This is a genomic window from Proteus sp. MB838 (assembly GCF_054767435.1).
Window position 1 is genome coordinate 98,690 of record NZ_BAABMO010000003.1, and the last position, 19,469, is coordinate 118,158.

Sequence of the window (19,469 nt, forward strand, 5' to 3'; positions counted from 1 at the left end):
CTTTATTTTGGCCCATTCTGTAAGGGATGAGCGAGAAAGTAATTTTTTAATCCGGCATAGATTGAAGCGGCTAATTTCTCTTGGTAAGCATCTGAAATCAGCAATTGTTCCTCAGCGGCATGACTAATAAAACCTGTTTCGACCAAAATAGACGGAATATCAGGTGAACGTAAAACCCCTAAGCTGGCGTGCTCTGGTGTTTTTTTATGTAATGATCCTACTTTTCTAAGTTCAGATAACACCGCTACCGCAACGTCATAGCCTACACGCTGTGAATTACCAAATTGTAAATCTAATACCGCTTGGCTTAAATAGGGATCAACCCCTTCTGCGAGTGCATCACCGGCGCCACCGAGAAGCTCTGATTGTTTTTCGCTTTGTTCAAGCCATTTACCTAATTCACTATTCGCGCGACGATTTGACAATACCCAAACAGATGCCCCGCGCGCACTGCGATTAGGTGCAGAATCGGCATGAATAGACACTAACATATTGGCACCTTGCTTACGGGCCACTTCAGAGCGTCCAGCAACAGAAATAAAATAGTCGCCATTGCGGGTTAAAACGGGTTTGAACATAGGATCATTACGCAAAATCGCTTCTAATTTTTTTGCCACTCTTAAGGTAACATCTTTTTCACGATTACCTTTTTGCCCAATAGCGCCGGGATCTTGACCCCCATGCCCTGCGTCAATCGCAATAATTATTTGCCGATCGCTCGACGCGGGCTTATTCGAGGTTGTGCGAGGCTTTACCGGTACTACAGGTGCAACGGGTTGCTTAGGCGTAGTCACCAAAGGCGCCATCTGTTGATTAGCCACCGTATTTGTGGCTTTGTTTGCTGATAACGCCACTACACTGACCGTCGTTGATGTATTGTTATTTTGTCGAGCATTAATAGGTTTGATAGTAAGTACTAACTTATATTCACCATTGCTATTTAATAAGCGCTCCGTCACCACCACTGGTTTGGCAAGCTCTACCACCATACTTTGATATTGGCTATCTTTTGATTGTGTCGTGCGAATTTTTTGTGCTAATTGCTGACGATTTAATGTCACAGGTAAACCCGTTATTTGGCTACCTTGCTTAAAATCCATCACTAACCTATCTGGATTTTTCAGTGAATAATATCTATAGCTTGGTTTCCCACCACTAAACGAAAATGTAAGTGTTGTAGCCACATCCCCATTTTCGGCCTTCACTTCTGTTACCGTAGCGGCTTGTGCTATTTGCACCACAAAAAGTGACAGAACAACCAACAAAAAGGTGGCAATATAACGCTGACATTGGCTCACAATAGTGATGAGACTCGACATAATCAATATTCCTTTATGCAGACTGAATACGGGATAAAACAGCATTCCCTCTCTGTGAAAGGGCAATAAAATGGGCTTTACGACCTTCATTTTCATAGCTTAAATGAAGCTCTAAATCCGCATTAGGTATAAACCCTTCCCCTTGAGAAGGCCATTCAATGAGACACAGTGGATCTTGTGCAAAATAGTCACGTATCCCCATAAATTCTAACTCTTCCGCTGAAGCTAAGCGATAAAGATCGAAATGATAGACTGGGCGTGGTGTCAGCATATAAGGCTCTACCAAGGTATATGTCGGACTTTTAACATGACCTTGATGACCTAAAGCTTGTAAAAATCCGCGGCTAAAGGTGGTTTTCCCGGCCCCTAGATCACCAAATAAATAAATAATAAGCCCTTGGTTATTTGTCGCCATTGCGACTGAATGCCCTAGTTTTACTGTTGCAGCTTCATTTTCTAATGTAACAACCCATTCTTTCATATTCATACAATCTATTGTTAGGTAATAACGACTTAGTTAATAGCATGTTAGAGCACATGCAAACAGACCATTTTTATATTCACTTAAAGTAAATTATTATCAGAATCAATTTCAAATAACCATACCATAAATCTATTTCTTACGAGGATTTTTCCTATCGTTGCACTATGATACACTGCGCACTCTTAGGACTCACCTATTAGCTATTATTTCGGTTGCTCATGTCATCACTCGATCTTCATCACCTTGCTCAAAATATAAAACGTTGGGGAACTGAACTAGGATTCCAACAAACAGGAATTTGCGATACTGATTTATCGCTCGAAGAGCCTCGTTTACAAGCTTGGTTAGATAAACAGTATCATGGTGAAATGGCATGGATGGCTAAATATGGCATGACTCGAGCAAGACCCCATGAATTGGTGCCGGGCACATTGCGTGTGATCAGCGTCAGAATGAACTATTTGCCAACAGATGCCGCTTTTGCTCGTACCCTTAATAATCCAGAGCAAGGCTATATTAGCCGTTATGCATTGGGTAGAGATTATCACAAAGTATTAAGACAACGCCTTAAAAAATTAGGTGAAAAAATTACGCAATATTGCCAACAGTTTGAATATCAAGGTATTGTTAATTTTCGCCCTTTTGTTGATTCAGCGCCGATAATGGAACGACCATTGGCCGTGAAAGCTGGCCTTGGGTGGGTTGGTAAACACTCACTTGTTATCAATAATCAGGCCGGCTCTTGGTTTTTTCTCGGTGAATTATTAATTAATTTACCTTTGCCTATTGATTCTCCCGTTGAAGAGCAATGCGGTAAATGTGTAGCTTGCATGACCACTTGCCCAACAGGCGCCATCGTAGAGCCTTACACCATTGATGCTCGTCGCTGTATTTCTTACCTAACGATTGAACTTGAAGGCGCTATTCCTGAAGAATTTCGCCCTTTGATGGGCAATCGTATCTATGGTTGTGATGATTGCCAATTAATTTGCCCATGGAATCGTTTTTCTTCGCTCACAGAGGAAGATGATTTTTCTCCGCGCCGTGCCTTACATACACCAGAATTGCTGGATCTATTCCAATGGAGTGAAGAAAAATTTCTGCGTATTACAGAAGGTTCACCGATCCGACGAATTGGCTATTTACGTTGGCTAAGAAATATTAGTGTTGCGTTAGGCAATGCCCCTTATCAGGACAAAATTGTACTGGCCTTGCAAGAGCGCTTTGGTTTAGGGGAGGTTTTAGATGAACATTTGCACTGGGCTATCGCCCAACAGAAAGCCAAAAGAGAAGAAAAAACACTAAAAATACAGACTTCACAACAAAAACGTCTAGTAAGGGCAATAACTAAGGGCCTACCTCGTGATGCTTAGTTTTTAACATGATACGCATACTCATAAGATGAGATAATTTCACCTGTGAATAAAATAAAAACTCTTTGTCTATCAATATGAAGAAAAAATTCAAGCGAAGTGTGGCACAAATTAAAAAAAAATAAAAATAAACTTACTTATCAATTGGATAGATAAAAGCAATATTTAACTCACTAGCATAATATGCTAATGACTCAATGATAGCAGCCTGTGGATAACTCTGTGCAGTAAAAAAATAAATTAGTGCTAGATGCAAGGATTATGAGCATCTTATTGTGGATAATTTATTTCGATAAGAATATTAAGATAAGTAGAACTCGGGCTCTTTTTTCCAAAGAAAAGTCATAAAAACACTTTTCTTCATAAAAAATACTCTTCAAAGTATATTTAACAGAATAAAAACCTAAACAACAAAAATTGATCTGAGGTTTAGCTCCCCCCTAAACGAGGAAAGGCGCACATTCTAGTGCTGGCTAAATAGAAATGCAAGCAAAGATCAAAGATAGATCACAAAAAAATAGCTTGATCTTTCTTGCTGTTATCGATTTCCCTTTTTCTGCACTGCAATGGGTCACTCGCTTTAAGTGTATTAGCTACAATCGCTGATCTGCACCTACCACAGTGTAGACTCATTTTTAAAAAGTGAGAGAGAAAATAAAGATTTTTTGGTTATATTTTATACAAGCATTGCTATTTCCTGTCCATAGTTATGTCCTTGTGACTTTTAGAATGCAATAGCTTTATTTGGGTGTTATTAAACAAAATAACGCTTTGTATTGTTGCTTATGCGTGACTGCTCCCCGCCCTGTTGAAGTGACCTCATAGAGTTGGACTGTTCATTAAGCGGTTTTCGCTAAAGGTTTTCTATATTGCATTTTAGCTTTTATCTCTTCACACTCAGATTAGACTTTTTTTAGACTTAATTTAGTCTTATTGATTAAGGTAGATATGCGTTACTCAGAACAAATCAAACCAATTAGTTATTTAAAAGCTAATGCCGCCGAAGTGATGACTAAACTCACTGAATCTGGTGCACCGATGATTATTACTCAAAATGGCGAAGCAAAAGCGGTTATTCAGGATATTACCTTTTATGAAGAGACACAGGAAACATTAGCCTTACTTAAAATATTGGCGTTAGGTCAGCAACAAGTTGAAGCAGGTGAAGTAAAAGATATAAAAAGCGTTGTTCAGCGTTTAAAAAGTAAAAGGAAATAATCGCAATGGCGTCCTATAAAGTGGTAATGACGAAAGATGCCGAAACAGACTTAGAGGACATCAATAACTATATTGCCGACCACGACAGCATAGATAATGTAGATTATGTATTAGATGAGCTGCTTAAGGTCACTAATACACTGGCTAACTTTCCTATGAAAGGCTGTATTCCAAAGGAATTACAAAGTTTAGGTATTCGTGAATATCGGCAAATCTTTTTTAAACCTTATCGTGTCATCTATCACACAATAGCAAAACAAGTGGTTATCTTTATTATTGCGGATGGCAGACGAGACATGCAAGCCCTGCTTACTCGGCGACTTTTAGGGTAAAAATATCTTACTGTATATTCTTATCATAGAGAGACAGGCCGACTTCTAAAAACAACTTAGCTAATGCTATTACGACAAACGCTTTGATTTATAAGAATTTACTGAGTTTATTGAAGTCTTTGGAAGAAGATTTGGAGCGGGAAACGAGACTCGAACTCGCGACCCCAACCTTGGCAAGGTTGTGCTCTACCAACTGAGCTATTCCCGCATTTGGTAAGTTTTGTGCTGATAATTATCGAAGAAAGATTTGGAGCGGGAAACGAGACTCGAACTCGCGACCCCAACCTTGGCAAGGTTGTGCTCTACCAACTGAGCTATTCCCGCGTCGCTAATACTGATAACTATCGAAGAAAGATTGGAGCGGGAAACGAGACTCGAACTCGCGACCCCAACCTTGGCAAGGTTGTGCTCTACCAACTAAGCTATTCCCGCGTCTTTCTTACACCCGTACAAACGAAATTCTTCATCGGTACGGGAAGCGCATTATACGAGAAAAATGCTTAACCGCAAGCCCTTATCAGTAAAAAAATGCGTTTTTTTGATTGCATGACGATAAAATCGTCACAATGGTGCAATATCAGCCATCAATCCGCTAATTTCTACTCTTTAATAAAGGTTTGGCGATAATAGGCTAATTCAGCAATAGATTCTCGAATATCATCCAACGCTTGATGAGTATTTTTTTTCTTAAATCCTTCAAGGATTTCAGGTTTCCAACGACGAGCTAACTCTTTTAGTGTACTGACATCGAGATAACGATAATGAAAATATTTTTCTAATTCAGGCATATAGCGAAATAGAAAACGTCTATCTTGCCCCACACTATTACCACAGATCGGTGATGCACCCTGTGGCACCCATTTTTCAAGGAATTCGATAGTGGCTTGTTGTGCAGCCGCATCATCATACTGACTCTCTTTAACCCGCTGAACTAAACCACTTGCCGTATGTGTTGTAGTATTCCATTCATCCATCGAGGCGAGTAATTTATCCGATTGATGTACGGCAATAACGGGACCTTCAGCTAAAATATTAAGTTGGGGATCGGTGACGATAGTGGCAATTTCAATAATACGATCGCGTTCAGGATCAAGGCCAGTCATTTCCAGATCTATCCAGATAAGATTGTTCTCGCTTTTTGACATAATATATCCTAGCTGTTTCTTAGAGTGAGACATGATATTTTAACCTTTATCATAGCGCGTTTACTCAATAAGCACGACAAAAGAACATCTAACCGAATAACACAAGTGAGGATCGGTGACAAAACGTAAATTATCTAAAGGCCAGCAACGCCGAGTACAAGAAAATCATAAAAAGCGTTTGCAAAGCAAAGAGAAAAAAAATCACGTTGAATTAGACGATACACAATTAGGCGAAGCGACCGAAGGCCTCGTTATCAGTCGCTTTGGGCAACATGCAGATATTGAAGCTGCAGATGGCTCTATTACCCGTTGTAATATTCGCCGTACTATTTCATCCCTAGTCACAGGCGATAGAGTGGTGTGGCGCCCTGCATTACAAACCCAAGAAAATGTGCGCGTCAATGGCATTGTAGAAGCTGTTCATGAGCGTACTTCTGTACTCACTCGCCCAGATTATTATGATGGTATTAAGCCTATTGCCGCTAATATTGATCAAATTATTATTGTTTCAGCCATTTTACCTGAGCTTTCACTTAATATTATCGACCGCTACTTAGTGGCTTGTGAAACCTTAAATATCGAACCCCTTATTGTATTGAATAAAGTCGATATGTTAGATGCAGAAAGCCGAGCGATGGTAAGTGAGTGGATGCAAATTTATAAAGATATTGGTTATCGAGTGCTTGAAGTCTCAAGCTATACCAAAGAGGGATTAGAAGCATTAACTCAAGCATTAATTGGCCGCATCTCTATTTTTGCTGGCCAGTCAGGTGTGGGTAAATCGAGCCTTCTCAATACTCTCTTACCACCAATGGAAGAAAGTATTCTGGTCAATCAAGTCTCTGACAACTCAGGGCTTGGACAACATACCACCACCGCATCGCGTCTTTACCATTTTCCTCTAGGAGGCGATGTTATTGATTCACCGGGGGTACGTGAATTTGGTTTGTGGCATTTAACACCTGAGCAAGTGACCAAAGGTTTTATTGAGTTTCGACCTTTCTTAGGGGGCTGTAAATTCCGTGATTGTAAGCATAATGACGATCCGGGTTGCTTGATCACCGAAGCCGTAGATAAAGGTGAAATCGCACCAACCCGATTTGAAAACTATCATCGTATTTTAGAAAGTATGAGTCAGGTGAAAGTGCGTAAAAATATTAATTTAGACTCTTAAGCATAGATTCACTGACAACCCTATTAAGGGTGGGTACAATAGACCCCTTTTGTCGATTTTTTATCGTTCGATCCCAGAGGTTGCCATTTTGGACAAGCTAAAAATTAAACTACAGTATCTATTGCCTAAATTATGGCTAACACAGCTAGCTGGTTGGTTTGCCAATAAAAAAGCAGGTAGCGTTACTCAATTTGCTATCAAAATGTTTGCTCGCGCATATAAAGTTGATATGAATGAAGCGAAAGAGAGCCAATTTCAGGCTTATGCAACATTTAATGAGTTTTTTATTCGTGCATTAAAAGATGGCGCTCGCCCTATTGTTGAAGGAGATAACCAACTGGCTCTCCCCGCAGATGGCGCTGTCAGTCAGCTTGGTCAGATCCAAGACGATCAAATTTTACAAGCCAAAGGGCACTCTTACACCCTTGAAGCGTTGCTAGCAGGTAATTTTACCTTGGCCGACCAGTTCCGCCATGGACAATTTATTACAACCTATCTTTCACCACGGGATTACCACCGTGTTCATATGCCTTGCGATGGGTTATTAAAAGAGATGATTTATGTCCCCGGCGATCTCTTTTCTGTTAATCCTTTAACTGCGGCAAATGTTCCTAACTTATTTGCTCGTAATGAACGTATTATTTGCCTTTTTGACACCCAATTTGGTCCCATGATACAAATTCTTGTTGGAGCGACCATTGTAGGGAGTATTGAAACGGTCTGGTGTGGCATGGTAACACCACCACGTGAAGGTATTATTAAACGTTGGACTTATCCTCAAGCGGATAAAGTTGGCGCTATATTTCTGAAAAAAGGTGAAGAGATGGGACGCTTTAAATTAGGCTCGACCGTTATTAACCTCTTCCCTGAAAATAGTGTTCAATTAAATAAAGATCTGATGAACGGCTCTGTAACATTAATGGGAGAACTACTAGGCTCTATCATTAATGCCACAGGCACTGATCATAAGGCCTGCGATAATAATACCATTAATGAATAATTCGTAATTCGGAGTAAACCTTGTGCGCCTGATAATCAGTCTACTTTTTAGCTTTTTTCTGACTATCTCATTCAATACTTCGGTGTTTGCTGCGGATGTTGATAAATTACGTCAAGATATCAAACAACTTGAAGGCAGTACTAATCCTCAAGATATTGAAACTGTTCAGGCGCTACAAGGCACCATCAATTGGATAAATGATGGTGAAAAAGCTCAAGTTAATGCGGATAATTATCAAAAGACTATTGATGAATATCCGCAGATCACTCAAGAGCTAAGGGCTAAATTACTCGAAGAGAGTCACTCAGTTCCAACAATTCCAGAAAAAATTACTATTCCTGAGCTTGAGCAAAAAATCATTCAAGTGAGTAGCCAACTGATGGAACAAGCTCGGCTACAACAACAAGAGCAAGATAAAAGCCGTGAAATCAGCGAATCACTCAATTTACTCCCTCAGCAACTTTCAGAAGCTCGTCGTTTACTAAGTGATGCAACGGCGCGTTTAGCGGCAATAGGGGCATCAAACACCCCACTAGCAGAAGCACAAAATAAATTAACCCAAGCTGAAGTCACAGCACGAAAAGCGATGGTTAATGAGCTGGAAATGGCGCAACTTTCTGCTAATAATCGTCAAGAAATTACTCGATTGCGCTTGGAGCTATTTAAAAAACGTTATCAACGACTTGATGTACAACTGCAACAATTGCGTAGTTTACTGAATATTAAGCGCCAAGAAGTGGCAGATCTCGCTTTAGAAAAGACAGAGATGCTCGCCGAGCAAGGGGGCGAACTCCCCGAGTTTCTGACTAAGCAAATCGAGACTAACCGTCAACTTTCTCAGATCCTCAATAAACAGACGCAAGAAATGAGTGAGTTAACCGAAAAACAGCGTCTAACAACACAACAAACCCAACAAGTAAGACAGACACTCACAACCATTCGAGAGCAAGCCCAATGGTTAAGTGGCTCTACGGCATTAGGTGAAGCATTAAGAACACAATTGGCTCGCTTACCTGAAATGCCCCGCTCTCAAGAGCTGGATAGAGATATCGTTCAGTTACGTGTTGAGCGATTAGGCTATGAAGAGATGCTAGAAAACCTAGGCAAAATCCAGCCTCCTGAAACTGCCGATGGCTCAAAGCTACCAGAAGCTCAGCAATATATTTTTGACTCTCTCATTCAAGCGCGCCAAGAGTTACTCAATTCTCTTTTATCCGGTTATGACTCCCAAATCTTAGAGTTAACCAAACTCAAAGTAGCCACAACACAACTTGCGGATGCCTTAAAAGAGACAAAAGATGCCACAAACCGCTATATGTTCTGGGTGGCCGATATCAGCCCAATAAAACTCAATTATCCGGTTTTATTAATTAAAGATATTACTCGCCTACTCTCATTAGATACTTTCTCACAATTAGGGCATGCTGCGGTTAACATGCTCAAAAACCAAGATACCTTTATCTATCTACTGGTCACCCTATCTATTGTCGGTTTTAGTCTTCGTACCCGTAAGCATTACAATGCGTTTCTTGAAAGAGTCAGTAATCGCATTGGTAAAGTCACTCAAGATCATTTCTCATTAACGGTGCGTACCGTATTTTGGTCAATATTAATCGCCTTACCACTACCGCTATTATGGTCTGCCGTAGGATATGGTTTACAAAGTGTCGAATGGCGTTATCCCATGGCGGGAGCGATTGGTTATGGTGTAACTGCCGCAGCCCCTGTGCTATGGCTATTTATGATAAGTGCTACCTTTGCTCGCCCTAATGGGTTATTTATCGCGCAATTTAAATGGAAAGAGAGTCGTGTGAAAAAAGCGATGCGCTTTTATCAACTGTCGATTTTCGTCATTGTGCCGTTAATGATGTCGCTTATCACCTTTGAATACTATAGTGACAGAGAATTTGCGCCAACGGTTGGGCGTTTTTGCTTTTTATTATTGTGCATTGCTTTAAGTTTTATTACCTCAAGCCTAAAAAAGGCACATGTGCCGCTTTACTTAGATAAACATGGCTCTGGTGATAATGTGATAAATACCATTTTATGGTGGTTCTTACTTGTTGCCCCTGTTCTTGCAGCCCTCGCGGCTATCTTAGGCTATCTCTCAACCTCCATCGTATTACTGGGTCGCTTAGAGATGTCTGTGGCGATTTGGTTTGCCTTGCTGATTATTTATCATATTATTCAACGATGGATGCTGATCCAACGTCGTAAGCTTGCCTTTGAACGAGCCAAACAAAAACGGGCAGAAATTTTAGCTCAACGAGCCAAAGGGGAAGATGAGAATACCATTGTTGGCAGCAGTGGTGAGAGTACCGCTAACTTAGAGTTGGAAGATCAAGCCATTGACCTTGATGCGATTAGTGCACAATCTATTGGTCTAGTACGTTCTATTCTGACCATGATTGCACTCGTGTCCATGATTTTACTCTGGTCAGAGCTCAATACAGCCTTCTCTTTTGTCGATAATATCCGACTATGGGATGTGACTTCCTCCGTTAATGGCGTCAATACTATCCAGCCCATTACCATGGGGTCTATCTTAGTCGCTATATTAGTGATTATTATCACGGCACAATTGGTAAGAAACCTGCCAGCACTGCTTGAACTGGCAATTTTACAACACTTAGATCTAACACCTGGTACAGGTTATGCCATTACCACTTTAACGAAATACAGCATCACCCTAATAGGCAGTATTGTTGGTTTCTCATTATTAGGTATTGAGTGGTCAAAACTACAATGGTTAATTGCCGCTATGGGGGTAGGTCTTGGTTTTGGCTTACAAGAAATTTTTGCCAACATTATCTCAGGGTTAATGATCTTGTTTGAAAAGCCAATTCGTATTGGTGATACCGTTACTATCCGTAACTTGACTGGGAATATTTCTAAAATCAATACGCGAGCCACCACGCTCACCGATTGGGATAGAAAAGAGATCATTGTGCCTAATAAAGCATTTATTACAGAGCAATTTATTAACTGGTCATTATCAGACTCTATTACACGTATCGTAATGACCATCCCTGCGCCAGCTGATTGCAATAGTGAACAAGTGACCAATGTTTTATTAGAAGCCTCTAAACGCTCTACCATGATTTTAGACAACCCCGCTCCTGAGGTTTACTTGGTTGACCTACAACAAGGGATCCAAATCTTCGAGTTACGTGTTTATGCCGCAGAAATGGGACATAGAATGCCAGCCAGACATGAGATCCATCAAAATATTCTGCTAGCCTTTGCAGAGCATGGCATTCCATTACCATTCCCGCCGTTCCAAGCACGGGTAGATATGGTGGGTAATACCATTAGTACTTCAATGCGTGCAACACCAAGAGAAGTAGGCGGATTGTAGTCAATTACATCTATTACTTTGAATAAAAATGCCACTAATTTAAATGAAAAAACCAAAATAGTGGCATTTTTGCTTCTTGTTACCACTCTTCTTACCACTGTTATGCGCCTAGCATTCAATACAAACAGCCAGTTATAAACAGCTATTCTGTTGGTGTGACGCATGTCACACCACAATAGGTATGCACACTCCGTTTACCTATCACTATTAATAACTTTTTTTTTCACTTTTTTGTTTAATAAAATTGATGATTAATAACACAATGAAACTATTTTATCGATATATAATTATACAATATTGGAATATGAACATCATAAAATGTTACTTAGTTTTCTATTTACTTATAGAGATCTCTTTTATTACCAAAGATCCTTCTTACTAAGTAAAGAATTAAGAAATAATAGCGACCATCTTAGTTGCTTACTGTTTTCTCTTATTTTAATTTTTATCAATTTTTGCAATATAAAAAGCCATATTTGTTCTGTATTCTTCAAAAATTTGTGCAAACACGCCTATCTTTTTTTATTGCTAAAGATCACAAAAATACGTTTTTATACTTAAATTTACTCAATAAATGAGTATTAAAATACTATTTTCGATATTTTATTTTACTTATTTTTATCATATTTAATTTTTGTTTAACTTAAGTCAAATAATTTTAGTTTATTTTTTAACCTATCATTATCCTCTCCTTTTCCTTGCTGCATCAGCGTGACGTAGCAAAAATCATTCAAATTGCTATATGAAACACCAACAAGTAGTCTAAAAAAGATAAGTGTATTAATTTATTATATACGCAGGTTTGTTTTCTCTTCACACGAGGTGAACACTAACTTGGCCAATTTCTTTTTTATCTTTATTTTTAAATATAATAGATAAACATATTTATTAAAAAATAAGTAATTAAGAAATTAATTAATATTTATATTTAATAAAAACAAAATAAAAAAATAAAATGAAAAAAGAAAAATAAAAAACACAAATAAGAAATATAAATCATCAATTAACAATTTATATTAAAAAAATACTAAAACTTAAGTGGAGTATTAATGAAAATAAAAACAATAGTTATAAAAATTACATATAAAAAAATAAAAATTTAAGTGTTATATTCAAAGATAACAATAAAAAATAACTATAAATATTCTTCTCTAATTAAAAAGTAGCATTACAACTTATAATGTTAATATTTTTTTAACTCACAAAAAAAATGCGTATTATTACCTATTAACAATGCTAAGATATATTGCTAGCTTCGTTTAAAATGCATTATTAATAAACAATAATAAGAAGGACTCCATTATGGAAAAATCCCGCACAACATTAGACCAATGGATCACCTTACAAGCTGTTGTTGATTACGGTGGCTTTGCTCAAGCCGCTGATGTGTTACATAGGACTCAATCATCAATTAGCTATACTATCAATAAGTTAGAACAAACCTTGGGTATAGAAATACTTTCTTTAGAAAAAAGACGCGCAGTATTAACTACTGAGGGAGAACTATTGCTAACACTTTCTCGAGAAGTGACAGAAAAAGCATTATCTCTAGAAAAAAAGGCAAAAAACATCAAGATTAACAATAAGTTAAAAATTAACGTACTAATTGACCCAATGTATGTCGCTGATCTTTTTTTAAATAAAATCTCACAATTTATTAAGCAGAATAAACAGTATGATATTAATATTTATAGGAATTCTCTCAGCAAATCAGAAATTTTAGCGCAAAAAGAATATGATTTAATTGTGTCACCTTATTATATTAAATCACTGCAACCTATTGTTTTAGAAAGCATTACAACTACCTTAGTATCACATCCAGATAGCCCATTACAGAAACTACAAGATGAGGAATTATTACAGGAATTACAAAGGCATAGCTGTATTTCTCTTTCTCCTGATTCACCCGATACTGATAATCAGGCCCAAGTCATTCAAGTTGGCTCTGTAGAGACAGCAATTAGCTTAATTCAGCATGGTTTAGGTTATGCACGTCTCCCCCTTATTTTTATTCAAGATGAATTGAATAAAAAAACAATAAAACAATTAATAACGCATAAAAAAGAGAAGGAATATAAATTCTATTTATATTTGAATAAAAATTCATTTATTAATGAAAACTTGCAAAGTTTATTATCAACAATTAGCTATTCAACAAATATCTAAAAACTTTTAATAAAAAATCATTTTAATTAAATTACGACATATTAAATAATTTGATGTAAGAACAAAAAAACTCATGTAAATGTTTATTAACTTAAAAAATTAGCAGTGTTATATTTTATCGGCATACTGTCTATGCAAATAAATTTATACACATATATACTTATAAATAGATTAAAAAGTAAGTTCGCTTACTTTTTATATAGGACCGATCATGAGCAAATTAAATAAATCACTCTGTGCATTAGGAGTGACTCTTTCTATATTCTCAGCACCTGCTGCTTTAGCATCAGGCACAATTAACTTTACGGGAGAAATAACCGATCAAGCATGTACTGTTGATGGCTCTTCTAAAAACTTAACCGTCGACTTAGGCAAAGTTTCTTCTAAAAGCTTAGCAACCAAAGGGGAAGTTGCTGGCCTGAAAGATTTTACCATTAAATTAATCGACTGCCCTGTTGATACCACGGTAGCCGTACGTTTTGGCGGTACTCGTGATGCAAGCGACAGAGATATCTTAGCTATAGATCAAGTTTCTGGTGGCGCAACTAACGTAGGTATCGCGTTATTTGAGAAAGATGCTGTTTCCCAAATCAAACTGTATGACGATTCACAAGATGTACAGATCACAGGTACGGAAATTAACCTAGACTACATTGCTCGTTATAAAGCAACTGATGCGGCAACACCAGGCCCTGCCAATGGCTCTGCTGTATATAGCATCCAATATAAATAATAAATGATAAATATGAGGGTAATCACCATTACCCTCTCACCTCTCCTCAAACTTATGGCCACTTATGAAAAAGAATATTTTCCTAATATTATTTTTACTATTTTCCCTCATAACGGCTAGCCAAGCTGCTGGAATAAGTGTGGGAGGAACACGTTTTGTCTATGACGATAATCTACGTGAAATCAGTATTCCAATTATGAATACGGATAAGGAAAAACCCTATTTAATTCAAAGTTGGGTTTCAGCTTATCAAGGTGATGAAAAAACACCTTTTATTGCAACACCTCCACTATTTCGTATTGAGCCAGATAGTTCAGGCACGGCGCGAATTTCATATACCGGAGCACCTTTGGCATCAAACCAAGAAGTGGTTTATTGGCTCAATATCAAATCCATTCCACCGATGGAAAAAAGTCCAGAGAATCAACTCCAATTAGTGATTAACTCTCAATTTAAATTGTTTCTCCGTGCCCATGATATTGAACCACTTGATTTTGATAAGGTGAAATTATCTAAACAAAATAAAGGGTTAGTAATAAATAACGATACGCCGTATCACCTGACAATTAAACATATCTTAGTGGGTGATAAACGCTACCCATTTAATGATTTTGTTAATCCTCACCAAGAAGTGGTCTTGCTAAAAGAAAATCATATTCCGCAGAAAGTTACCGTTCAATTTATCAATGATTACGGTGCGACTGTAGATAAAGTATTAAATTAAGAGTATACGGCGATGACTTTTTCTATGATAGCAGTATCTACAAAACGATTACCCATCAACATGGCAGATAATCTTTATCGTCGTGGAGTGTTAGCTATTGCTATCACGACTGTTTTATTCCCTTATACTGTTCTTGCTGAAGATATTTTTAATCCTGAAGCACTTAATTTAGGTATCGAAAATCACGTTGCAGATATTAACAGTCTGAATTACCTGTCCTATGCAGGAGGACAACTTCCAGGTGTCTATTCTGTCGATATTTATCTTAACGATAAACTTATCGATAATCGTCAAATTCGTTTTATTTTTGATGACGATAAAAAAGTGCTGGCGCCTGAAATCAGTAAACAGGATTTACTCAATTGGGGAGTCAAAGGGTCCGTTACAGACGCGTTTAGCCAACAACCTGATAGTAGTAAAATAACGGATATTGCTCGTGTTATTCCTAATGCTACATATAAATATGATTTTTCACGTGCGCGATTATCATTTTCGATCCCACAAATTGCATTATATAACTATGGGCAAGGTTATATATCTCCCACAGAATGGAATGATGGGATTAATGCAGCCTTTATTAATTACACCTATCGTCAGAATAAATATTGGTATCGAGACCAAAAAGACAGTGACAATATCTTTTTAGGATTACGCAGTGGTATTAATCTAGGCGCTTGGCGTGTACGTAATCACAGCACTTACAACAAAAATAGTGATAACGCCGCAGAATGGAACAGTCTACAAACTTACGTTGAACGCGATATCCGCCGTTTAAAAAGTCGATTAACACTAGGTGAAACCGCATCAAGTAATGATGTGTTAGAAAGTGTTCCTTATCGTGGTATTAAATTAGCCTCAGATGAAAGCATGTTGCCACAAAGTCAGCGTGGCTTTGCTCCTGTTGTAAGAGGAATTGCACAAAGCAACGCAATGGTGACTATTCGCCAAAATAATAGTGTTATTTATCAAACCTCTGTTCCTCCCGGTGAATTTGAAATATCAGATCTCTATCCCACCTCTTATAGTGGTGATTTACAAGTGACTGTTGAAGAAGCTGATGGGAGCAAACGTACATTTTCCCAACCCTTCTCTGCAGTCCCCATGATGCAACGAGCTGGGAACTTAAAATATAGTCTCGACTTGGGGAAATATAATGCTGATAGCGCAGAGCGAAAACCGACCTTTTTACAAGCTTCTGCCATTTACGGCTTACCTTATAATTTTTCCCTTTATGGAGGTACGCTACTTTCAGCAGATTATCAAGCTTATGCGATAGGTGCCGGCGTAAATATGGGTTATTTAGGGGCGATTTCAGCCGATATAACTCATGCAAATACCACGCTTATCGATAACCATAAAGCACAAGGGCAATCTTATCGTGTCCAGTATTCAAAATATTTACCGGATACCAAAACAGGATTTTCATTAGCGTCTTATCGCTACTCAACTAAAGATTATTATGATTTTTCAACCACGAATGAACGCTTTTCACAGCTTTATCGTAAGAAAAAACAGTTTCAGATCTCAGTATCGCAAGCATTAGGAGAGCTTGGTTACCTCTCTTTAAATGGTTATCAGCAATACTATTGGTATCAAGATAGAGTCGATCGCAATATCAACCTAAGCTTTAACTCTAATTATCGCTCACTCAGTTATAGTATTTCTTATGCCTATAATAAACGGCAAGAAAGTGAATTAACCGATCAAATTTTATCGATTAACTTTAACCTGCCGTTCAATATGACCAGCAATAACAATTGGTTAAGTTATCGTTATAACACCAGTAAACAAGGTGATTCGATAAGTTCTGTAAGTTTAAGTGGTACTCGTCTCGAAGATAACAATCTTCAGTATGATATTTCGCAAAACTATAACCATACTCGCCAAGAATATAGCGGTGCTATCAATGGTAGTTATAGTGCTTCGGGCGGCGAAATCAGTGCTGGTTATAACTATGATAAACGTTTCCAGTCAGTGAATTGGGGAGCAACTGGCGCGTTATTAATCCATCAAGATGGAATAACCCCATCTCGCACTATCTATGACTCCGCTATTTTAATCAAAGCGGAAGATATTGATCATTTGAAAATTAGCAGTGCACAAAGTTTATATACCAATGCTCAAGGTTATGCCGTTATCCCTAACGTTTCCCGTTATGAACGCAATAGAGTAACGGTTGATCCCGCTTCCTTAAAGGGAAACAACGATGTGGAACTCACTTCAACAACAGTGATCCCAACGAAAGGCGCGATTGTTTTAGCCGATTTTAAAGCTCGCAAGGGTGCAAGAGTATTAGTGAACCTCTCTTATAACGGTAAACCTTTACCATTCGGTAGCCAAGTTGAAATTAGCCAAGATGGACAAGTGATTTCCAGTGGGATTGTGGCTAATGATGGTGAGGTTTTCCTAAATGGTGTACCTGCAAGTAGTCAACTACAAGCCAAATGGGGGAATAGTGCTACCGAACAGTGCCAAGCAACATTAAACGCCGATCTATCGCTCGAGAAAATTCAATTTTTACAACTGGACTGCAGATAGGTGATAAATATGAATAAATATATAACTTTGGGTTGTCTGTCTGCACTTTTGTATACATCAACCGCTTTTGCTGAATATCGTGCCGATACAACCACTAGAACGGTGAGTTATAACAATCCAATTTATGTTTCAAGAACCGCGCCTATTTTAACAGAGCTGGCAACGATTGACTTAGGCACTATGTATGGCTGGACTTGGTGGAATATCACAGGCCCAGTACAAGCGGGGATCTACTTGCCCGGCTATATTTCAGCTTCCAGCCCTAAAGTAGGCAGTGCCTATGTGCGTGAATTAGGGACTAGTGGTATCGGTTATACCCTACACGGGACTATTACTGTCGGTTGCACCGGTTCCGCTTATGTCGATGGACTATATAATGTTGATGGCAACTACAGTAATCGCCTTATTTGCACAAGTAACTTAAACCGTAGTAGTTATACCGCTTCTTTAAAAATGACGTTATATAAACTGCGTAACAATATCAAATCACAAACCATTCCAAGCACATGGGTTGCTATGCTGATTTTGTATCACAATGGGGGATTTATCACCAGTGACAATACTGGCCGTACTGAACCAAAGGTTTACCTTAATCCCCTTAATATTGTTTCCAGTGGCTGTGAAGTTATCAATAATAATATTAATGTTCCTTTAGGCTCTGTGGCAAAATCGAGCTTTAATGGTGTTGGCTCTGTTAGCCCTGATAGTCTACAAGATGTGAATATCGATTTAGATTGTGATCCCGTTTCACCCATTAAGATAAAATTCGATGGCACCCCTGATGCTAGCCAAACCGCCGGCACAATTAGCCTTAATAATGCCAATGATAGCAACACAGCCAAAGGCTATGGCATTCAGGTGAAATACCAAAACCAACCTATTGAGTTAGGAAAATTGATAACGGTGAGCGAAAAGAATAACAGTGGTAATTTTTCTATTCCTTTAGAAGCGGGTTATATACAAACTTCTGAGACTACCACCGCAGGCAAAGCTGATGGAACACTGCAATTTACCCTGCAATATCATTAAGTAAATTGCGCTCTTAAACTAAAAGGCGGAAGTATTATCCGCCTTTTAATTTATCCCATTGGTTGTGATTAAACCTGATACAACTTACGTAAATAGTGTGCAACAGCATCATCAACATTTGAGCCAATCACTTCCATATCCGGTAATAGATCTTTTAGTAGCTGGTGGGCATTTTGCATAATGCAGCCCTTACCCGCCATCTGTAGCATCTCTTTATCATTCATACCATCACCAAATGCAATGGCATCTTTGACTGAATGTTGCATCAGCTTAGCGACTTTTTGTAGTGCCTCTCCTTTTGATACCCCACCCGCCATAATCTCTAGACAATTACGCAACGAAAAACTTGCGTTAATTTTATTACCCCAACGTTGATTAATTTTCTTTTCTAACTCAACTAACAATTCATGATCTTCTGAGGTAAAAAAGACTTTGCACACCTGCGTTGTTGGGAAGCCTGTTTTCTCAAATAGACGGTAATTAAATACCGATTCTTTAAAAAATTCTTTTAATTCAGGCGTTTCTTTATTGATATACCAGTCATCACTGCTATAAATATTCGTTGCAATATCTGGGTGATCAAACACCATTAGGGCTAAGTCATAAACGATTTCAGGTTCAAGATCTTGACTGAAAATAAGAGTGCCTTGCGTATTGTGTACTCGAGCCCCATTTGAAGTGATCATATACGCGTCAATACCAAGCCCATCACGAATTTGTGCCACATCGATATGATGACGTCCTGTGGCAAACACAAAATGGATCCCTTTTTCAATAAGCAGATGTAACGTTTCTTTGGTATAGGGAGTTAATAAGTGGTTAGGTGATAACAAGGTGCCATCAAGATCAGAAGCAACTATCGAATACATACACATT

The 19,469-nt window shown here is 38.3% G+C and carries 16 protein-coding genes and 3 tRNA genes; 12 read left to right on the forward strand and 7 right to left on the reverse strand.

From position 1 onward, the window contains the following. Positions 1-2: 2 nt before the first annotated feature. Positions 3-1,319, reverse strand: coding sequence for an N-acetylmuramoyl-L-alanine amidase (locus ACYUCW_RS02220; RefSeq protein ID WP_135091591.1), 1,317 nt, complete (start codon positions 1,317-1,319; stop codon positions 3-5). Positions 1,320-1,332: 13 nt separating this feature from the next. After that, the gene (gene tsaE, locus ACYUCW_RS02225; protein WP_036894015.1) at positions 1,333-1,800 is read right to left on the reverse strand and encodes a tRNA (adenosine(37)-N6)-threonylcarbamoyltransferase complex ATPase subunit type 1 TsaE; all 468 of its coding nucleotides are present in this window, start codon (positions 1,798-1,800) and stop codon (positions 1,333-1,335) included. Positions 1,801-2,021: 221 nt separating this feature from the next. Here tsaE and queG point away from each other — a divergent pair, with 221 nt between their 5' ends. The 4 genes from queG (at position 2,022) to ACYUCW_RS02245 (ending at position 4,726) form a co-directional block, all read left to right on the forward strand. Further along, complete coding sequence (gene queG / locus ACYUCW_RS02230; protein ID WP_004246297.1) at positions 2,022-3,176, forward strand: tRNA epoxyqueuosine(34) reductase QueG; 1,155 nt, start codon at positions 2,022-2,024, stop codon at positions 3,174-3,176. Positions 3,177-3,659: 483 nt separating this feature from the next. Next, complete coding sequence (locus tag ACYUCW_RS02235) at positions 3,660-3,782, forward strand: hypothetical protein (protein WP_257719946.1); 123 nt, start codon at positions 3,660-3,662, stop codon at positions 3,780-3,782. 342 nt (positions 3,783-4,124) lie between these two features. After that, positions 4,125-4,394, forward strand: a complete 270-nt coding sequence (locus ACYUCW_RS02240) for a type II toxin-antitoxin system Phd/YefM family antitoxin (RefSeq protein ID WP_017628768.1) — start codon at positions 4,125-4,127, stop codon at positions 4,392-4,394. 5 nt (positions 4,395-4,399) lie between these two features. After that, a complete protein-coding gene (locus ACYUCW_RS02245; protein WP_004249639.1) occupies positions 4,400-4,726 on the forward strand; it encodes a type II toxin-antitoxin system RelE/ParE family toxin in 327 nt (108 codons plus the stop codon). A 132-nt stretch (positions 4,727-4,858) separates the two neighbouring features. Here ACYUCW_RS02245 and ACYUCW_RS02250 read toward each other — a convergent pair. From ACYUCW_RS02250 to orn, 4 genes are all read right to left on the reverse strand, one after another. Further along, positions 4,859-4,934, reverse strand: a tRNA-Gly gene (locus tag ACYUCW_RS02250). A gap of 40 nt (positions 4,935-4,974) precedes the next feature. Continuing rightward, positions 4,975-5,050: transfer RNA gene (locus tag ACYUCW_RS02255), tRNA-Gly, on the reverse strand. Positions 5,051-5,082: 32 nt separating this feature from the next. Next, positions 5,083-5,158 (reverse strand) — tRNA-Gly (locus ACYUCW_RS02260). Positions 5,159-5,325: 167 nt separating this feature from the next. Beyond that, positions 5,326-5,871 (reverse strand): oligoribonuclease, encoded by a 546-nt coding sequence (gene orn / locus ACYUCW_RS02265; protein WP_004253041.1) that lies wholly within the window; start codon positions 5,869-5,871, stop codon positions 5,326-5,328. A gap of 115 nt (positions 5,872-5,986) precedes the next feature. Between orn and rsgA the strand changes: the two genes are divergently transcribed. The 8 genes from rsgA to ACYUCW_RS02305 all read left to right on the forward strand — a co-directional run bounded on the left by rsgA (position 5,987) and on the right by ACYUCW_RS02305 (position 18,593). Further along, a complete protein-coding gene (rsgA, locus tag ACYUCW_RS02270) occupies positions 5,987-7,045 on the forward strand; it encodes a small ribosomal subunit biogenesis GTPase RsgA (protein WP_004246308.1) in 1,059 nt (352 codons plus the stop codon). Positions 7,046-7,133: 88 nt separating this feature from the next. Next, on the forward strand, positions 7,134-8,045 hold the full coding sequence (gene asd, locus ACYUCW_RS02275; protein ID WP_004246309.1) for an archaetidylserine decarboxylase: 912 nt from the start codon (positions 7,134-7,136) through the stop codon (positions 8,043-8,045). Positions 8,046-8,067: 22 nt separating this feature from the next. Further along, the gene (gene mscM / locus ACYUCW_RS02280) at positions 8,068-11,403 is read left to right on the forward strand and encodes a miniconductance mechanosensitive channel MscM (protein ID WP_004249643.1); all 3,336 of its coding nucleotides are present in this window, start codon (positions 8,068-8,070) and stop codon (positions 11,401-11,403) included. A gap of 1,302 nt (positions 11,404-12,705) precedes the next feature. Further along, on the forward strand, positions 12,706-13,569 hold the full coding sequence (locus ACYUCW_RS02285; RefSeq protein ID WP_004249644.1) for a LysR family transcriptional regulator: 864 nt from the start codon (positions 12,706-12,708) through the stop codon (positions 13,567-13,569). A gap of 211 nt (positions 13,570-13,780) precedes the next feature. Continuing rightward, positions 13,781-14,302, forward strand: coding sequence for a fimbrial protein (locus ACYUCW_RS02290; RefSeq protein WP_460408179.1), 522 nt, complete (start codon positions 13,781-13,783; stop codon positions 14,300-14,302). Positions 14,303-14,366: 64 nt separating this feature from the next. Beyond that, entirely contained in the window at positions 14,367-15,026 is a 660-nt protein-coding gene (locus ACYUCW_RS02295) for a fimbrial biogenesis chaperone (RefSeq protein WP_004249645.1), read from the forward strand. A gap of 12 nt (positions 15,027-15,038) precedes the next feature. Next, positions 15,039-17,564 carry a fimbria/pilus outer membrane usher protein gene (locus ACYUCW_RS02300; protein WP_004249646.1) on the forward strand — a complete coding sequence of 842 codons (2,526 nt, stop codon included), beginning with the start codon at positions 15,039-15,041 and terminating at the stop codon, positions 17,562-17,564. Positions 17,565-17,573: 9 nt separating this feature from the next. Further along, positions 17,574-18,593, forward strand: a complete 1,020-nt coding sequence (locus tag ACYUCW_RS02305; protein WP_004249648.1) for a fimbrial protein — start codon at positions 17,574-17,576, stop codon at positions 18,591-18,593. Between the two features lie 68 nt (positions 18,594-18,661). Here the strand turns inward: ACYUCW_RS02305 and yigL are convergent, their stop codons facing one another. Next, entirely contained in the window at positions 18,662-19,462 is an 801-nt protein-coding gene (gene yigL, locus ACYUCW_RS02310) for a sugar/pyridoxal phosphate phosphatase YigL (RefSeq protein ID WP_004246316.1), read from the reverse strand. Between the last annotated feature and the right edge of the window lie 7 nt (positions 19,463-19,469).